This window comes from Escherichia sp. S10b, assembly GCF_028421345.1.
GTDB lineage: Bacteria > Pseudomonadota > Gammaproteobacteria > Enterobacterales > Enterobacteriaceae > ECMA0423.
Map to the genome: position 1 here is coordinate 33,166 of NZ_JAHZSO010000161.1, position 18,121 is coordinate 51,286.

Annotated in this window: 12 protein-coding genes and 1 pseudogene; 6 read left to right on the forward strand and 7 right to left on the reverse strand. The window is 50.3% G+C overall.

Annotated elements, in window-relative coordinates; all coding sequences use genetic code 11:
- Positions 1-11: 11 nt before the first annotated feature.
- Positions 12-617: an ankyrin repeat domain-containing protein gene (locus FTE26_RS11565; protein WP_000023635.1), complete on the reverse strand. Its 606-nt coding sequence runs from the start codon at positions 615-617 to the stop codon at positions 12-14.
- Positions 618-874: 257 nt separating this feature from the next.
- On the opposite strand from FTE26_RS11565, the gene FTE26_RS11570 reads away from it, so the two are divergent.
- Positions 875-1,372, forward strand: a complete 498-nt coding sequence (locus FTE26_RS11570) for a DUF1097 domain-containing protein (protein WP_001013880.1) — start codon at positions 875-877, stop codon at positions 1,370-1,372.
- A gap of 91 nt (positions 1,373-1,463) precedes the next feature.
- Positions 1,464-2,396: a LysR substrate-binding domain-containing protein gene (locus FTE26_RS11575; RefSeq protein WP_001084395.1), complete on the forward strand. Its 933-nt coding sequence runs from the start codon at positions 1,464-1,466 to the stop codon at positions 2,394-2,396.
- A gap of 41 nt (positions 2,397-2,437) precedes the next feature.
- Here FTE26_RS11575 and FTE26_RS11580 read toward each other — a convergent pair whose 3' ends face one another.
- The 3 genes from FTE26_RS11580 to betT all read right to left on the reverse strand — a co-directional run bounded on the left by FTE26_RS11580 (position 2,438) and on the right by betT (position 10,257).
- Positions 2,438-3,526, reverse strand: coding sequence for an EAL domain-containing protein (locus FTE26_RS11580; protein WP_000146390.1), 1,089 nt, complete (start codon positions 3,524-3,526; stop codon positions 2,438-2,440).
- Positions 3,527-3,667: 141 nt separating this feature from the next.
- Positions 3,668-7,651, reverse strand: coding sequence for an autotransporter adhesin EhaA (gene ehaA / locus FTE26_RS11585; protein ID WP_073516345.1), 3,984 nt, complete (start codon positions 7,649-7,651; stop codon positions 3,668-3,670).
- Positions 7,652-8,223: 572 nt separating this feature from the next.
- A complete protein-coding gene (gene betT / locus FTE26_RS11590) occupies positions 8,224-10,257 on the reverse strand; it encodes a choline BCCT transporter BetT (protein WP_000131049.1) in 2,034 nt (677 codons plus the stop codon).
- Between the two features lie 128 nt (positions 10,258-10,385).
- Here betT and betI point away from each other — a divergent pair, with 128 nt between their 5' ends.
- From betI to FTE26_RS11610, 4 genes and pseudogenes are all read left to right on the forward strand, one after another.
- Positions 10,386-10,973, forward strand: coding sequence for a transcriptional regulator BetI (gene betI, locus FTE26_RS11595; RefSeq protein WP_001351501.1), 588 nt, complete (start codon positions 10,386-10,388; stop codon positions 10,971-10,973).
- A gap of 13 nt (positions 10,974-10,986) precedes the next feature.
- Complete coding sequence (betB, locus tag FTE26_RS11600) at positions 10,987-12,459, forward strand: betaine-aldehyde dehydrogenase (protein ID WP_000089075.1); 1,473 nt, start codon at positions 10,987-10,989, stop codon at positions 12,457-12,459.
- 13 nt (positions 12,460-12,472) lie between these two features.
- Positions 12,473-14,143: a choline dehydrogenase gene (gene betA / locus FTE26_RS11605; protein WP_272457583.1), complete on the forward strand. Its 1,671-nt coding sequence runs from the start codon at positions 12,473-12,475 to the stop codon at positions 14,141-14,143.
- Positions 14,144-14,355: 212 nt separating this feature from the next.
- Positions 14,356-15,024 (forward strand): annotated as a pseudogene (locus FTE26_RS11610) (hypothetical protein).
- A 242-nt stretch (positions 15,025-15,266) separates the two neighbouring features.
- On the opposite strand, the gene FTE26_RS11615 reads toward FTE26_RS11610, so the two are convergent.
- Genes FTE26_RS11615 through FTE26_RS11625 form a run of 3 tightly spaced genes read right to left on the reverse strand, consistent with a single transcriptional unit; the run spans position 15,267 to position 18,112 of the window.
- Entirely contained in the window at positions 15,267-15,962 is a 696-nt protein-coding gene (locus FTE26_RS11615) for a LutC/YkgG family protein (protein WP_000370308.1), read from the reverse strand.
- On the reverse strand, positions 15,955-17,382 hold the full coding sequence (locus tag FTE26_RS11620; RefSeq protein WP_000023907.1) for a LutB/LldF family L-lactate oxidation iron-sulfur protein: 1,428 nt from the start codon (positions 17,380-17,382) through the stop codon (positions 15,955-15,957). The genes FTE26_RS11615 and FTE26_RS11620 overlap by 8 nt, the downstream gene beginning before the upstream one ends.
- A 10-nt stretch (positions 17,383-17,392) precedes the next feature.
- Positions 17,393-18,112 (reverse strand): (Fe-S)-binding protein, encoded by a 720-nt coding sequence (locus FTE26_RS11625; protein ID WP_001102119.1) that lies wholly within the window; start codon positions 18,110-18,112, stop codon positions 17,393-17,395.
- Positions 18,113-18,121: the final 9 nt, after the last annotated feature.

Consider the following 18,121-nt stretch of genomic DNA (forward strand, 5'->3'; position numbering starts at 1 on the left):
AGCCTCCCGGTTTATGCACCTGCGGCAATCAGTAACTGCGCAATCTCTTCAAAGCCCCGTTCCCTCGCCAGTTCCAGTGGCGTTTTGCCATATTTATCGGTCAGATGCGGGCTGGCACCGTGTTCCAGCAATAACTGCACAATCGCCTGCTGTTTAATACCACCATCATTAAGCACAATCGCTTCCAGTAGCGGCGTCCAGCCTACATGGTTGGTCTGGTTAACGTTAATCTCCGTATGCGCCAAAAGCTCTTTTACAATACTTAAATGGCCTTTTTCACAGGCAGGCGTCAGGCCGACACCGCCAAAACGGGTTACGCAATTAAGATCGGGTTTAGCCGGTAAAATAATTCGTAGTAGCGTTAAATCATCGTTCAGACAGCTAATTAAAAAAGGATTTAAACAGGTATGATCTTGCTTATTAATATCCGCTCCGGCATCAATTAATGCCTGAACGCAAGCATATTGCTGATATAAACTTGCCAGCGTAATTGCCGTTTTCCCCTGACGATCGCAGGTATTAATATCGACACCCAGCGCAAGGCAGGTTTTTACTTTATCGATATCACCCTGTTGTGCAGCCAATAAATAGTCGGCAGGTAGATTTTTTATACTCATTCACATTCCCCTGGTTTTTGTGGCTGTTTTCGATGAATTGAGAATAGCAACGATAATCTGATAAAAGAACCCGCTTAAATTTAATTCGCTGTATTTCGCCTTTTTGTTGAATGATGTTCAACAATCTTTTCGCAGTGTGCGGTAGTGCAATATTTGTTTCTTTGACCCGATACCCTTTCACTCAATCAGGTTTTATTTCTCTATAGTCTGCACATGTAAGAGTAGCTTTCGTCCATGTCTAACCAGAGGGGAACAAGATGAACGGACTCACGGCAACGGGTGTCACCGTCGGTATTTGTGCAGGGCTTTGGCAGTTAGTGTCTTCACATGTCGGGCTCTCTCAGGGATGGGAATTATTAGGAACCATTGGCTTCGTCGCCTTTTGCAGTTTTTATGCCGCAGGCGGCGGTAAATCGGGGTTTATCAGAAGTCTGGCGGTTAATTATTCCGGGATGGTGTGGGCATTTTTCGCCGCGCTGGCTGCCGGTTGGCTGGCCTCTGTAAGTGGACTGTCCGCGTTCTGGGCGAGCGTAATTACTACCGTACCCTTCTCGGCGGTAGTGGTCTGGCAAGGGCGTTTCTGGTTACTGTCCTTTATTCCCGGTGGCTTTCTCGGCATGACGCTGTTTTTTGCCAGCGGGATGAACTGGACGGTGACGTTACTGGGTTTTCTGGCGGGTAACTGCGTGGGGATAATTTCAGAATATGGTGGACAAAAATTAAGCGAAGCGACGACTAAACGCGACGGGTATTAAAAGTTATTCAAAAATGATTATCTATCTTTAACCGATACCTCTACAGTCATAGCTGGAGAAATTCATAGTAGATAATGGCGAGAATGGTTTAATGAACTCAATTTTTACCGAAGAGAATCTGTTGGCATTTACTACCGCTGCGCGTTTTGGCAGCTTCAGTAAAGCCGCAGAAGAGTTGGGTTTAACCACTTCCGCCATTAGCTACACCATTAAGCGTATGGAGACGGGGCTGGATGTGGTGCTGTTCACTCGCAGTACCCGCAGCATTGAGTTAACGGAGTCCGGGCGTTATTTTTTCCGCAAAGCTACCGACCTGCTGAATGATTTTTATGCCATCAAACGTAGCATAGATACTATTTCGCAGGGCATAGAAGCGCGTGTGCGCATTTGTATTAATCAGCTGCTTGATACGCCCAAACACACCGCGCGCTTATTACAGGTGCTGAAAAAGCAGTTTCCTACCTGCCAGATTACCGTCACCACCGAAGTGTATAACGGCGTCTGGGATGCGATTATTAATAATCAGGCCAATATCGCCATCGGCGCACCCGATACACTACTGGACGGCGGCGGTATTGATTACACTGAAATTGGCGCGATTCGCTGGGCTTTTGCTATCGCCCCGGATCACCCGTTAGCCTTTGTGCCGGAACCCATCGCCGAAAGCCAACTGCGTCTCTACCCTAATATTATGGTGGAGGACACCGCGCATACGATTAATAAAAAAGTGGGCTGGTTGCTGCATGGGCAGGAGTCGATTCTGGTGCCAGATTTCAACACCAAATGTCAGTGCCAGATTTTAGGTGAAGGGATTGGTTTTTTGCCGGATTACATGGTCCGTGAGGCGATGGCGCAATCCCTGCTGGTTACCCGACAAATCCATAATCCGCGCCAGGATTCGCGCATGTTGCTGGCGACTCAGCATTCTGCTACGGGTCAGGTGACGCAGTGGATTAAAAAACAATTTGCGCCAAATGGCATATTAACGGGGATCTATCAGGATTTACTGCATCGGGAGAATTAATCGCTGCCAACCTCCCGATGCGCTGTGAATAGCGGTTTACATCAACCACCTGCTTTCATTACCCATTCAGAGATAAATTTATTACCCGGTACTGGCGGAGAGTACAAATAGCCCTGCAAAAAGTGAACGCCTTTACCGATCATTAAATCCGCCTGCTCCTGGGTTTCTACCCCTTCCGCCACGATACTCAGACCAGGCTTACGCGCTAGTTCGATAATATTGTCCACAATATGACCGGAGATTTCGTCGACACTCGCCATTTGCACAAATGACTTATCGATCTTAATAAAATCGACCGGGAACGCCTGCAAGTAACGATAGGTCGCATAACCCGTACCAAAGTCATCCAGCGCAAAGGTAATGTTGTGCTGATGAAGGCTGTCAAATATCGCTCTGGCTTCTGGCGTTACCGGAATAGGGTTACGTTCCGTTAGCTCGAGAACCAGCTTGATTTTATCGTTACCTAATTTCTTAACCAGGTTCAGACACTCTTTTTCAAATCCCGCTGCCAAAAAACAACCCGCCGAGACGTTGATGCCAATATGGAAATTGTCCGGCAGCAAATGTTTTACCGGCATCAGAATATCCGCAGTCTGTTTCATCAGTTGGCGGGTCATTATGACAATAAGACCGGATGACTCCGCCAGAGGAATAAACTGATCCGGTGGGATAATTCCCGTTTGTGGATGTTCCCAGCGGACAAGTACCTCACAGCCCGTCAGTACCCCAGTCTGCGCGCAGAAAACCGGTTGGATCCACGGTTTGAATTCGTGGTTTTCCAACGCCAGACTGATGGCTTCAGGCGTGACGATATGGTGACAACGGTTATCAGGGATATAAAAATTATTTTTATTTCCCGTGCCACTGATGACTTGCGGATGATATTGAAAAAAGATATCCCGCCAGAAGGTAATATCACTCTGGATGCCTAGTTTTTCATACAGCTGCTTCTTTTGATGTGAAATTGTCTTTGCACTGCGATTTCTGTACTGTGAGATTTCTGTAACCGACATTCCCTCCATTAGCAGCTTGAGTAAAAGCCGTTCTTTTTCGGACACGATACCAGGCAACGTCAAATTCACCGTTGCCCCGAACTCTTCCAAAAAAACACTCAAATCATGCGAAGCCATCGAACACACCTTGATTAAATCTTGTGCGCCAGCTAAATCTGCGAGTCTTCACTCTGACTGATAAAGCTGGCTGCAAGAAAATGACACAGAGAGCCGAATTATCTCCCGTTCGGCTCTCTCTCCTTTTACTCATTATTCAGATCAGAATTGCCACTTAATGCCAACCATTGCAGAGGTGTCATTATATCCCCTATCGGCAACCTGAACGCCCACATTCCCCCAGACATTCAGGTTGGCATTTAGCTGTCCTTCCACCCCGGTTTTTATCTCAGCAATATTTCGGGCTCCATCCTGAGTGACGGACACGCCATCCATACTGGTGCTGAAATCCTTACTGTTATGCAGCCAGTTCACTTCTACAAACGGCTGGAACTCGCGGGATTTACCGTCATCCATTTTATGGTGGCTCTTCAGCCAGGTTTTTACGCCAAGTCGGGTTTGAACATTGCCATCACCGTTGCTATGAACGAGGGTTCCGTTGCTTTCGCGGTGCTTATCGGCTTTGACTCCCATCCAGGTAACCTGTGCTTGCGGCTGAACATACCATTCATTACGCGTTCCCTGGCTGCCATTAAATTCAGCTAATTTGTGTTTGTATCCAGCTTCCAGTGAAGCGGTAAATCCTTTTGATTTATAGGATTCACTTTGTAAGTCATCCCCTTTCACTGTGTTATCAAACCAGCTGTACTGCGCCCAACTGTCGAGATACGCGCCATTACGCGACTCGTCATCGGCATACCAGGTGGCATAGAGGCCGGTGCTATATCCGTTCACACTCGCTTTTGCACGATAACCGGTTCGCGAGGAAATGGTTTTGCTGTCGCTGTTGCCATATCCCGCCATGACCCCAACATGCCAGCTGTCGCTGCCGTTTTGGCTCCACTGCGCGACATCGCCTCCCAGTTGCAGAACATAGCGATTGCTTTGGGTTTTCAGCTGGCCGCTGCCATCACGCCATTTATTATGACCACCTTCATGGCGCATCCACATAGTGGTTTGTTTCTGCTCACCCGTCACCATGTCGGTATAGTACGTATTACCCAGACGCTCATGCAGACGCGTGGTGAACATTGTATTCGCTGCTGCAAGGTTCGCAATGTAGCTACCCGCCTCCGGTCGCAGGTCATTATCCACATTCAGATCCGGACCCGGCGTAGGTGTCGGGTTAGGGTTCGGCTCTGGATTCGGGTTTGGCTCCGGATTCGGCATCGGGTCTGGCTCCGGCTGCAGTTCAGGAGAATCACTGCCGCTGGTCAGATACCAGTTACCACTATTTGCCCCTTGTCCACGCGCGAGAGTGTAGTCATACGCCCCCGCAACGATACGACCAGCCTGAACAAATTCGCCCTCAGACTTACCGTCTACATGGATAAGTTCGATACCGTTAAGGGTTTTCGCACCTGTACCGCCAGCGTTATTCACCGTAACGGCAGTCGTGCCGCTAGTATCGCCCTCGACAACCAATTTATCGGTTACTGAGTCATCGCCATTCAGTACCGTATTCATTACTAGTTGACCGTTATTACCGTGGTAGTTCCCCTTCACCACTAACACATTGCCAGCTTGCTGTCCTGACATTCCGGTCATCAGCGTACCGTTGTTGGTCAGATTGCCGCCCAGGGTGTAATTCACAGACGCAGCCGCTCTTTTTTCAGCGCTATTATTCAACGCCAGGGTACCGTTGTTCTCAACGTTTGCGCTACCCAATCCCTGCGCATGACTTACCAGGACATTAGCCGAATTAGCAATGTTCACATTCGCCGTCAGGTTGCTGTTATCGCCCGCGATGTCCAGCGTGCCGCCCTGAATATTCAGCTCTCCGCTCCCCGTTAACGAACCGGTTGAAGTGCCCCCGTTGGTAACCGTCAGACTGCCGCCATTTAAGCTCAGCAGTGAATCGGCGCTGCCATTGAGCGTGCCCACGGTCTGGCTGTGACCATTCATATCCAGTTCAGTCTCTGCCGCCAGACGCAGTTCATGGGTATTACCCAACACGTTATCGTTATTCAACAAAAGCGTCCCACTGCGCAGATCGGTAACACCGGTATAGTCGTTGTCTTTGTTAGAAAGCGATACGGTCTGATCCTTCTGGCTGCTGAATGCCAGGTCACCGCTGCCGGTAATCTTTGCGCTGAGATCGGCGGCATTCTCGCTTTTACCGTTAGAGCTCAGCACCAGAGCATCGCTGTCGGTAGCGTGTAAATCAAGCTGGGTCAGGCCGTAACCGATATACAGACCGTCATTGTTTACCCCACTCGTCAGACGATAGTCGTAAGTGCCGACGGCCGCTTTTTGCCCATTCTGCTGAATATCACGTTGGGCACTGCTGGAGAGGATTTGCCCATTTTTATCCTGCAATTGCAGATTGCCCGCATCGCCCAGAACTTCCGCACCTTGCGCATCAACCAACTTAATGGTGCTGTTACCATCATCGACTTCAGTGAGCGATAACGCAGAGTCAATATCACGAGATACTGAGCTTACAACGTCACTGTCAGAAACCTGAATCACACCCTCGCCGCGCAAATCCAGCGTTTTACTAACGTTGACCGTCCCTTCTGTCATCTGTGCACCTGCTGTCAGGGCACCAAAATCAACGGTTCCGCCGGAGAATCCCAAAGTGCTAATGGAGTGAGCGCCCTTACCCACTGTTACCAGGCTTCCCTGACCCGCAGTGATCCCGCCTCTCTGCAGAAACTCAGCATTCTTTTCCAGGTTAAATGTCGTGTTCTGGAACGCCAGTGAACCCTGGAACCAGTCTGTATAAGCAAACTCATCGAAGGAGAATTCGTGATTCCCCATGTTTATTTCAACAATACCTCTACCTTGAAGATCGTTATCAAATACCCAATCTTTATTGGCATTGATTTGCAGTTTGCCATCAACATCCAGGTCCGCACGGCCGATGTTCTTGTCTTCAGAAATAACCGCGACAGCACCAGAAGCGACATCAATATATCCGCTGAATGCATAGTTATTGCCGGTCAGCGCCACTGTCCCACTGTCGATACTTATTGTACCGTTGCCGGAAATCTTATTGGCAAAGGTCATGCTATCGTCAGCCTTCAGGTGTAATTTCCCGCGGTTGTTGATTTCTGCGGTACCTATATTTTGGGTGATCCCTAAAGCGCCATTTTGCTCAATTTTGACTTTACCGCTAAAGGCGGAGTTATCCCCGGTTAAGTAAGTCGTACCATTGAGCGCATTGATATAGCCCAGGCCCTCGCTGTCACTGATAATATCCGCGGAAATAGTCGCGTTTTTATCCGTGTGGTTTAAGGTGATTTTCTTCTCGGATGTCTTTGCCCACACAAACTCAATTTTTTCGGCATCAATAATCCCTGCAGCCTTCGCTGCGCTTCCTTCCTGTGCACCTAACGCTAACTCAGAGTTGGTGCTTAAACTAATAGTCGGCGCAGAGATTTTACCACCTTCCGAAACAGCAAGTGTTGTATCGGAGTTTTGATCATAATAACCCAGGCTAATTTTCTCACTGGCATTAACTTCACCGCCGTTATTAACTGACAGGTACTGATTACCACCGTAACTGCCGTAAACGCCCATAAAGAAGGTTTTAGAATTTACCTGGCTGCCTTCACCACTGACATTTCCCTGCAAATAGGTCAGACGGCTGGTGCCCTTAACATGGATTTTGCCGCCGTTGGAGACATTAAAATAGCCGCGATCGTGTCTCATGCCTGAGTTTGACTCATACAAATCATCAGCATATAACTCGCTGCCAGCATTGGAGACATTCAGGAACCCCGTACCTTTCAGCAAAAAGTTAAGTGGGCCATTGATAGTTACCTTTCCTCCGGTAATATCCAACCCACCACCAGAAGCGAGAGTCAGACGCGGACGGGAAGTATCTGTCGCATTGATTACCAGATTGGCATTGTCAGTCACCGTAATACGGTAATCGATGCTCTGGTTCTCTTTGCCAAAATCAATAGCTTTATCCTGGTTTACGATGACATCATCGGCGAATACCAGAGATGAATATAAACTTATCGCGCTAATTAAAACAGCCCGGGACTTTTTTCCTTTTACTCTGCTCCCCAGCTCCGAGCAGACGCTCCAACAGTTACGGGACCTGTTCCACTTTAGCCGATATATTTTATTCATCACAATCTCCAGCAATACATCCAAATAAAACCAAGATTGCATAAACAGCAACGCATTAAATGCCATTCTGGTTACTGTTCATCGCATATAAAAATTCAAAAATTTTGCATAGCATTGGCAACCACATATCTGAGTATGTAGTTCAGAGGGTAATAAAATAGCAAGTTACTACTGAAAACTTATTTTAAGTTAACACTCTTAACTTTATCATTACATTCCTCCCAGTCTCTAATACCTGCGCATTATATGTATCCAGGAACTCAAATCAACTCAAAATATAAACAAAAGCAGGAGGAATACATTTAATATACAGACGGTAAAAGTGGTAACTCTTATTAGGTATCCAAATATAAGAATCGTCTTATTAATAAATATATAACTCTATAGGACTGAATCCATTCAGCTAATACAAAATAAAATCGTTAATTAATAAAATATAAAGTCATGAAGTGATACAAGAGGAATTTCAGGATATGACATGACAATCATATATAATATATGCATAATTTTTTACAGCGAGTCAATGATTCCCGCGCCATATGCAGACATGGCGCGGTTTTATGCAAAAACAATCACGCGTCCGGGAACATCACGCTATGGCCCGGCGCTTCACGATGGAGATGAATAAAGTTAAGGTGCCGCTCGTACTGGTCAAGAATATCGGTGATCACCTGCTCTTTGCTGTAGTCCATCAGGTCGTTGCCCTGGCTGCCTTCTAACAGGAAGGTTTCCAGCCGGTAGTAGGTCGATTTACCGCTACGTGCGCGGTAGGTAAAGCCCGGCACCGAATATTGCTGCGGCCAAATCTGATAGACAAAGTTTTGTTCTTCGCCCATATGCACCAACAAATCCAGATGCCCCAACTGTTGTCCCTCTTCCGGCGGCAGGCTTTTTAGCTCCACGTACGCGCCGCGCAACCGCAGCTCCTGCGCCACTTCTTCCATTGCCGGGTAACAGACCGTCTCCATCATCTGTTTAGTGTAACGCGTGCCCGGATAATTCATCAGGCGCGAGAGACGTTTTTTCCAGCTCAGGCGATCCTGAAGCCCCAGCGGTCGCGGCGCGGTATCGCGGTTGGCACTTTCACGGCGGTAATCTTCTACCTTCAGAGATTTATACAACCCCGCCATCACGAAGAAAATCACAAAGCTGAACGGCAGCCCCATGATTACCGTGGTGTTTTGCAGCGCGGATATCCCGTTGGTCATCAGCATGCCGAGCGTCAGCAGACCAATCGCCACCGACCAGAAGACGCGCAGCCAGCTGGGGGCGTCGCTGTTGATATCTTTAAGCTGCGAGGTGAAATTCCCCAGCACCAGCGCACCGGAGTCCGCCGAGGTCACATAAAACAGCAGGCCAGTAATGGTGGCGACGGAGGCGCTAAAGGTAAACGCCGGATACTGCGCCAGCAGGCTGTAGAAGCCGCGCTCCGGATGGACCATCGCTTCCTCGGCAAATGCCGCGCCGCCGTGGATGATTTCATACAGCGCGCTATTGCCGAACACCGAGAGCCATAACAGCGTGAAGGTAAACGGAATAATCAACGTGCCCAGCACGAACTGGCGAATGGTACGCCCACGCGAGATACGCGCCAGGAACAAGCCGACAAACGGCGACCATGCCACCCACCATGCCCAGAAGAAGAGCGTCCAGTTATTCATCCACTCAACTGGACGGTCGAAGGCAAAACTGTTGAGCGTCATGCCCATAAAGCGATTCACATAGTCGCCAACATTCAGCACCAGCGCATTAAGCAGGAACGAGGTGTCGCCCATAAACAATACGAACAGGATCAATCCCAGCGCCAGCGCAACGTTAAGTTCCGATAACACACGAATCCCCTTATCGACACCGGAGGTGACAGAGATCGTGGCGATTATCACCGACAAGGCGATCAGTGCCGCTTTTGCCGCCATCGAATCGGGAATATCAAACAGTACGCTCAAGCCATAGTTAAGCTGCACCACACCGATACCGAGCGTAGTGGCAATACCGAAGATGGTGCCGATCACCGCTGCAATATCCACTGAGTGCCCTATCGGCCCGTTAATCCGTTTACCGAAGATCGGGTACAGCGCCGAGCGGATGGTGAGCGGCAAATTATAACGATAGCTAAAGTATCCGAGCGCCATGCCCATCAGCGCATACATCGACCAGCCGGTTAAGCCGTAGTGAAACAGCGTCCAGACCATCGCCTGACGCGCGGCCTCAATCGTCTGTCCCGCGCCTTCCGGCGGCTGCATATACTGCGTTACCGGTTCGGCTACGGAGAAGAACATCAGGTCGATACCGATCCCGGCAGCAAACAGCATCGCCGCCCAACTCAGCAGGCTGAATTCCGGTTTGGATTGTTCTGGCCCGAGCTTCACCGAACCAAAACGCGAACAAGCGATACAGACCACAAAGACAATATAGAGCGTTGCCGCCAGTAGATAGTACCAACCGAAGGTTTTAGAAACCCAGTCCAGCGTGCGGCCAATCCACAGGGCCGAGAAGTCGCGAAACAGGATCGTTGTCAGGGAAAACAACAAAATCAGTCCGGCGGAGGTGTAAAACACCACCGGATTGATTTTGTCCTTTTCCCTGCTGTGTGAAAGGTCTGTCATCCAGTATCCCCACTGTTATTGTTACCATTTAAAATCAAATTCGTAACAATTAAGACACATTTTATATTGAACGTCCAATCAATAACCGCTTTAATAGATAAACAACGCTGATGAATGGAGTGGCGAAAATGCCCAAATTGGGGATGCAGTCGATCCGGCGCAGACAACTGATCGACGCCACACTGGAAGCAATAAATGAAGTGGGCATGCACGATGCAACGATCGCGCAGATCGCCCGCCGTGCAGGCGTTTCTACGGGGATCATCAGCCACTATTTCAGGGACAAAAATGGTCTGCTGGAAGCAACCATGCGCGATATCACCAGTCAGCTGCGTGACGCGGTTTTGAATCGATTACATGCACTTCCGCAGGGCAGTGCAGAGCAGCGATTACAGGCGATTGTTGGCGGAAACTTCGATGAAACGCAGGTGAGCAGTGCGGCGATGAAAGCCTGGCTGGCGTTCTGGGCCAGCAGTATGCATCAGCCGATGCTCTATCGTTTACAGCAGGTCAGTAGCCGCCGCTTATTGTCGAATCTGGTGAGCGAATTTCGCCGCGAGTTACCGCGCGAACAGGCACAGGAAGCGGGCTACGGCCTTGCCGCGCTGATTGACGGATTATGGCTGCGCGCAGCACTGAGCGGCAAACCGCTGGATAAACCTCTCGCACACTCGCTGACCCGTCACTTTATTACTCAGCATTTACCCACCGATTAACCGAGGAGACGTGATGTCCCGAATGGCAGAACAGCAGCTTTATATACATGGTGGTTATACCTCCGCCACCAGCGGTCGCACCTTCGAGACCATTAACCCGGCCAACGGTAACGTGCTGGCGACCGTGCAGGCCGCCGGGCGCGAGGATGTCGATCGCGCAGTGAAGAGTGCCCAACAGGGGCAAAAAATCTGGGCGGCGATGACCGCGATGGAGCGCTCGCGCATTCTGCGTCGGGCCGTCGATATTCTGCGTGAACGCAATGACGAACTCGCAAAACTTGAAACCCTCGACACCGGAAAAGCATATTCGGAAACCTCAACCGTCGATATCGTTACCGGTGCGGACGTGCTGGAGTACTACGCCGGGCTGATCCCGGCGCTGGAAGGCAGCCAGATCCCGTTGCGTGAGACGTCATTTGTTTATACCCGCCGCGAACCGCTGGGTGTGGTGGCGGGGATTGGCGCATGGAACTACCCGATCCAGATTGCCCTGTGGAAATCCGCCCCGGCGCTGGCGGCAGGCAACGCAATGATTTTCAAACCGAGCGAAGTCACCCCGCTTACCGCGTTAAAGCTGGCTGAAATTTACAGCGAAGCGGGCCTGCCGGACGGCGTATTTAACGTGTTGCCGGGGGTGGGCGCGGAGACCGGGCAATATCTGACCGAGCATCCGGGCATTGCCAAAGTGTCATTTACCGGCGGTGTCGCCAGCGGCAAAAAAGTGATGGCTAACTCGGCGGCCTCTTCCCTGAAAGAAGTGACCATGGAACTGGGCGGTAAATCACCGCTGATCGTTTTCGATGATGCGGATCTCGATCTCGCCGCCGATATCGCCATGATGGCGAACTTCTTCAGCTCCGGTCAGGTGTGTACCAACGGCACCCGCGTCTTCGTTCCGGCGAAATGCAAAGCCGCATTTGAGCAGAAAATTCTGGCGCGCGTTGAGCGCATTCGCGCGGGCGACGTTTTCGATCCGCAAACTAACTTCGGCCCGCTGGTCAGCTTCCCGCATCGCGATAACGTGCTGCGCTATATCGCCAAAGGCAAAGAGGAAGGCGCGCGCGTACTGTGCGGCGGCGATGTACTGAAAGGCGATGGCTTCGATAACGGCGCATGGGTTGCACCGACCGTGTTCACCGATTGCCGCGACGAAATGACCATCGTGCGCGAAGAGATCTTCGGTCCGGTGATGTCGCTTCTCACTTATGAATCTGAGGACGAAGTGATTCGCCGCGCCAATGATACCGACTACGGCCTGGCGGCGGGCATCGTGACGGCGGACCTGAACCGCGCGCATCGCGTCATTCATCAGCTGGAAGCGGGTATTTGCTGGATCAACACCTGGGGCGAATCCCCGGCAGAGATGCCCGTTGGCGGCTACAAACACTCCGGCATTGGTCGCGAGAACGGCGTGATGACGCTCCAGAGTTACACCCAGGTGAAGTCCATCCAGGTTGAGATGGCTAAATTCCAGTCCATATTCTAACCAGGAGGTTTATTTGCAATTTGACTACATCATTATTGGTGCCGGCTCAGCCGGCAACGTTCTCGCTACCCGTCTGACTGAAGATCCGAATACCTCCGTGCTGCTGCTTGAAGCGGGCGGCCCGGACTATCGCTTTGACTTCCGCACCCAGATGCCCGCAGCGCTGGCGTTCCCACTACAGGGCAAACGCTACAACTGGGCCTATGAAACAGAGCCTGAACCGTTTATGAATAACCGCCGCATGGAGTGCGGACGCGGTAAAGGCCTGGGTGGATCGTCGCTGATCAACGGCATGTGCTACATCCGTGGCAATGAGCTGGATCTCGATAACTGGGCGCAAGAACCCGGTCTGGAGAACTGGAGTTATCTCGACTGCCTGCCCTACTACCGCAAGGCCGAGACTCGCGATGTGGGCGAGAACGACTACCACGGTGGCGATGGCCCGGTGAGCGTCACCACCTCCAAACCCGGCGTCAATCCGCTGTTTGAAGCGATGATTGAAGCGGGCGTGCAGGCAGGCTACCCGCGCACGGACGATCTCAACGGCTATCAGCAGGAAGGTTTTGGCCCGATGGATCGCACCGTCACGCCGCAGGGCCGTCGCGCCAGTACCGCGCGCGGTTATCTCGATCAGGCCAAATCGCGCCCTAACCTGACCATTCGTACTCACGCTATGACCGATCACATCATTTTTGACGGCAAACGCGCGGTGGGCGTCGAATGGCTGGAAGGCGACAGCACCATCCCAACCCGCGCAACGGCCAACAAAGAAGTGCTGTTATGTGCAGGCGCGATTGCCTCACCGCAGATCCTGCAACGCTCCGGCGTCGGCAACGCTGAACTGCTGGCGGAGTTTGATATTCCGCTGGTGCATGAATTACCCGGCGTCGGCGAAAATCTTCAGGATCATCTGGAGATGTATCTGCAATATGAGTGCAAAGAACCGGTTTCCCTCTACCCTGCCCTGCAGTGGTGGAACCAACCGAAAATCGGTGCGGAGTGGCTGTTTGGCGGCACTGGCGTTGGTGCCAGCAACCACTTTGAAGCAGGTGGATTTATTCGCAGCCGTGAGGAATTTGCGTGGCCGAATATTCAGTACCATTTCCTGCCAGTAGCGATTAACTATAACGGCTCGAATGCAGTGAAAGAGCACGGTTTCCAGTGCCACGTCGGCTCAATGCGCTCGCCAAGCCGTGGGCATGTGCGGATTAAATCCCGCGACCCGCACCAGCATCCGGCGATTCTGTTTAACTACATGTCGCACGAGCAGGACTGGCAGGAGTTCCGCGACGCAATTCGCATCACCCGCGAGATCATGCATCAACCCGCGCTGGATCAGTATCGTGGCCGCGAAATCAGCCCCGGCACGGAATGTCAGACGGATGAACAGCTCGATGAGTTCGTGCGTAACCACGCCGAAACCGCCTTCCATCCGTGCGGTACCTGCAAAATGGGTTACGACGAGATGTCCGTGGTTGACGGCGAAGGCCGCGTACACGGGTTAGAAGGCCTGCGTGTGGTGGATGCGTCGATTATGCCGCAGATTATCACCGGGAATTTGAACGCCACGACAATTATGATTGGCGAGAAAATAGCGGATATGATTCGTGGACAGGAAGCGCTGCCGAGGAGCACGGCGGGATATTTTGTGGCAAATGGGATGCCGGTGAGAGCGAAAAAATGAGTCGTGATGTGAACTAACGCAGGAACCGATCAGATTGAGAGTTACCGTTCCAGAGAGGGGGACCGAATCCTTATATAAACACTGAGGTAACTCTCATGCATCATATCCAGTATTCATGATGCTGGCTTTTTGCTGATATTTAACCCGAACATTCCTGATACAGACTATTAATACAACCTTATCTGCGACAGATTTTATTTTCTGGATATATTATGCGTGAACAAATCAAACAGGATATCGATCTGATTGAGATTTTATTTTATCTGAAGAAAAAGGTTCGTGTTATCCTTTTTATTATAGCTATCTGTATGGCAATGATGCTGTTGTTTCTGTATATCAATAAAGATAATATAAAAGTGAGTTACAGCCTAAAAATAAACCAGACAACACCAGGCATACTTGTTAACTGTGATAGCAATAATAACTTTGCCTGTCAGACCGCAATGACTGAAGATGTTATACAGCGAATTACTACATTTTTTCACACCAGCCCAGATGTCAAGAACAGCGAAATAAAGCTGGAATGGTCATGAGATAAGAGAGATTTACCAACTGCTGAAGCGGAAATATCTCGCGTGCAGGCGTCTATTATCAAATGGTATGCGTCAGAATACCATAATGGCAGGCAAGTTCTCGATGAGATACAAATACCTTCAGCAATTAACAGTGAGCTTTATACAAAAATGATATACCTGACCAGGAACTGGTCATTGTATCCGAACGGTGATGGCTGTGTAACTATAAGCTCACCAGAAATAAAAAATAAATACCCTGCTGCCATTTGCCTGGCTCTGGGATTTTTTCTAAGCATTGTAATTTCTGTAATGTTTTGCCTTGTCAAAAAAATGGTAGATGAATACCAACAAAACTCTGGGCAGTAATACACAGCATTCTGATAGAGAGTGCCTGTATAAAGCTGAAGTGACAATGACCGGGAAGGGAACCCGTTTTCAGGAATGGATGCCTGTCTTTTTCACTGTAAATATCCTGGCATTACTAATGCCAGGATATTTACAGAAGAGCAGCATAACCATGACGGAACGGGGTTAAGTCAGGTTGTCCTTAACGCTATTTTCAACCTCGTATGCCTTCTTCAGGTTTATGTTCAGATCTCATATCTCTCTCAGCAATCCTCAATAATCAGATACACCGCTTTCACCGGGCCATGAACCCCGACGACTTTGATAAGCTCAATATCCGCCGTTGAACTAGGGCCGCTAATGATGTTAATGCAGGACGGCATTCGTTCACCGGCCTGCGCTTTCTGATGCAATTTTTCTGCGAGTTGCGCTACACGCGGCAGGATTGTGCTTTTACGCAGGATAAAAAGAGAAGATTCCGGGAGCAGGCTCAATGAACGCCCGCGCCCGGCGGCGGAAAAAAGAACCACGCCTCCCGATTCGGTTAAACCATATTCAGCATACACGACACCCACTTTAGCCTGCTCGGCCTGCGAGATATTCTCGGCACCTTTCGCCGGATCCCAAACAACGGCATTGCATTCCTGCTGCAAACGTTCACTAATCCCCAATTCCTCCAGCCTCGTGTCACCGCTAATCACGACCGACTGATCTCCCAGCTCTTTACACAGACGTATTGCAGCTTCTGCCGCCTTCGCCTCGCTGGTCAGCTCACAGCGCGTCAACATAACATCGCTGGCAAACTGAATAAACGCGTCACAGCGCTGCTGTTGGTTAAGTTGGGTAAGCCGCTCGTTAGCATAGTTGTTAAGCGGCGCATCTTCTGCTTGCGGTTCAAGTCGCAGCGGGCGACCCAGTGCCTGAGCAACGTTATTCAAAAATTCGCCTCGATTATCCATTCTTTTTCTCCTGCGCCTGATGTTTCTTAAACCAACTACGGAAACTCTCTCCGTCAGCTTCAGGAAGATCGCGTGCTTCCATCCAGTCGCTAATCGCGCCAAATTTGAGTGGTGTTTTGCCGCCATTGATAAACCAGCTTGCCGCATGAGCGCCGGCCATCATCCCGACTTTCCACAATCCTGGATGACTATTGGCATAAGCGAACATTTTTATCGCCCGTTGCTCTGCTTTTGCGGTGATCCCTTTTTCAGCCATCACCCGACGATGACGCAAAATCAGTTTTGACAGCGGAATACGCACCGGACACACGCTGTCACAAGCAGTGCATAAAGAGCAGGCGTAGGGTAAATCTTTAAAATCTTTATAGCCGCCAAGTAGCGGAGAAATCACCGCACCAATTGGCCCTGGATAAATAGAGCCATATCCATGACCGCCAATATGGCGATATGCCGGACAAGTATTCATACAAGCCCCGCAGCGAATACAGCGCAGCACATCCCGAAATTCAGAGGCCAGCACCTCAGAACGCCCGTTATCGACAATAACCAGATGAAACTCTTCAGGACCATCAACGTGCCCCGCTTCGCGCGGTCCTGTCAGCCAGGTGTTGTATCCCGTCAAACGTGCACCAACGGCACTGCGCGCCAGCATGGTGATCAATACATCTACCTCGGCAAACGTGGGGGCAATACGCTCCATTCCCATCACTGCAATATGCGTTTTAGGCAGCGTGGTACACATTCGCGCATTACCTTCATTGGTCACCAGGCATACCGAACCTGTCTCTGCCACCGCGAAATTACAGCCGGTAATACCTATTTCAGCACTGAGGAAATCTTCGCGGATTTTTTGCCGGATGAATAAGGTCATCGCTTCAGGCGTTTCCGGCCCCTCATAGCCCAGACGTTCGTGTAGCACTCGACGGATCTGATGGCGATCTTTATGAATTGCCGGGACCACAACATGAGATGGCGGATCTTGATCCAGCTGGAGAATATATTCACCCAGATCGGTTTCAATCACCTGAATGCCAGCATCCTGCAACACATGATTGACCCCAATCTCTTCGGTCACCATCGATTTAGATTTCACCACCTTCCGGGCATTTTTGCGTTGGGCAACCTGTAAAATGTAGCGGGTAGCGTCTTCTTTGGTTTTTGCAAACCAGACGTGACCGCCGTTTTGCGTCACTTTTTCTGAGAGCTGGTACAGATAAGCGTCGAGATTACTCAGAACATGATCACGTATCTGGGCGGCCCGATCGCGCCACTCCTCCCAGTGCCCCAATTCATCGACCATTTTTTGCCGATTTGCCCCAATACGCTGCTGCGCGTTTGCCACCGCTTTGCGCATGATCGGATCTTCAATTTGCTGACGGATGCGTGTCTTAAAATCTGTATTACTGGTTTTGATCGACATCTTTATATCCTCAGCGGCTCATCAACACTTCAGCAATATGCATCACTTTGACTTTCTGCCCTTCCCGTTGTAATCGCCCACTGATGTTCAGCAGGCAACTCACGTCAGCACCAATTAAATACTCAGGGCGGACTTCCATCAGGTGCACAACCTTTTCTTTCACCATCTCGCCGGATATTTCGGCCATTTTGACCGAGAACGTGCCGCCAAATCCGCAGCAGGTATCCTGTTCAGCAAAGGTCAACAGCTCCAGTCCACGCACATTTTTCAGCAGCGTAAGTGGCTCGTCCTTCACTCCCAGCTTACGGGCCAGGCTACAAGATGGGTGATACACAGCTCTCCCTTGCAAACTGGCACCTACATCGACTACCCCTAATTTATTAACAATAAAAGAGGTGAGATCCTGCATACGCGCGGCAACCTTTTCGGCACGTGATGCCCATTCAGGTTCATCCGCCAGATACGTCGGGTAACTTTTTACGGCATAGGTGCAAGAGCCAGCCGGTGAAATAATGGGATCGTCGTTATCCTCCAGTGCGGCGATCAGATTTTTCATCCCTGGAATCGCTTCTTTGATATAACCGCTATTGATCGCAGGCTGACCGCAGCATCCCTGTTTCTCCGGGAAATTTACGCGACAGCCGAGTTTTTCCAGTAGCAGCACGGAGTCTCGTGCCATTCTTGATTTCAGGGCGTCACCAATACAGGTGACAAAGAAATTGACATTCACAACTAATAC

Excerpts from the sequence above, each read along its gene's own strand:
- FTE26_RS11565 (WP_000023635.1), bottom strand. The coding sequence starts at position 617 with ATGAGTATAAAAAATCTACCTGCCGACTATTTATTGGCTGCACAACAG.
- FTE26_RS11570 (WP_001013880.1), top strand. The coding sequence starts at position 875 with ATGAACGGACTCACGGCAACGGGTGTCACCGTCGGTATTTGTGCAGGG.
- FTE26_RS11575 (WP_001084395.1), top strand. The coding sequence starts at position 1,464 with ATGAACTCAATTTTTACCGAAGAGAATCTGTTGGCATTTACTACCGCT.
- FTE26_RS11580 (WP_000146390.1), bottom strand. The coding sequence starts at position 3,526 with ATGGCTTCGCATGATTTGAGTGTTTTTTTGGAAGAGTTCGGGGCAACG.
- ehaA (WP_073516345.1), bottom strand. The coding sequence starts at position 7,651 with ATGAATAAAATATATCGGCTAAAGTGGAACAGGTCCCGTAACTGTTGG.
- betT (WP_000131049.1), bottom strand. The coding sequence starts at position 10,257 with ATGACAGACCTTTCACACAGCAGGGAAAAGGACAAAATCAATCCGGTG.
- betI (WP_001351501.1), top strand. The coding sequence starts at position 10,386 with ATGCCCAAATTGGGGATGCAGTCGATCCGGCGCAGACAACTGATCGAC.
- betB (WP_000089075.1), top strand. The coding sequence starts at position 10,987 with ATGTCCCGAATGGCAGAACAGCAGCTTTATATACATGGTGGTTATACC.
- FTE26_RS11615 (WP_000370308.1), bottom strand. The coding sequence starts at position 15,962 with ATGGATAATCGAGGCGAATTTTTGAATAACGTTGCTCAGGCACTGGGT.
- FTE26_RS11620 (WP_000023907.1), bottom strand. The coding sequence starts at position 17,382 with ATGTCGATCAAAACCAGTAATACAGATTTTAAGACACGCATCCGTCAG.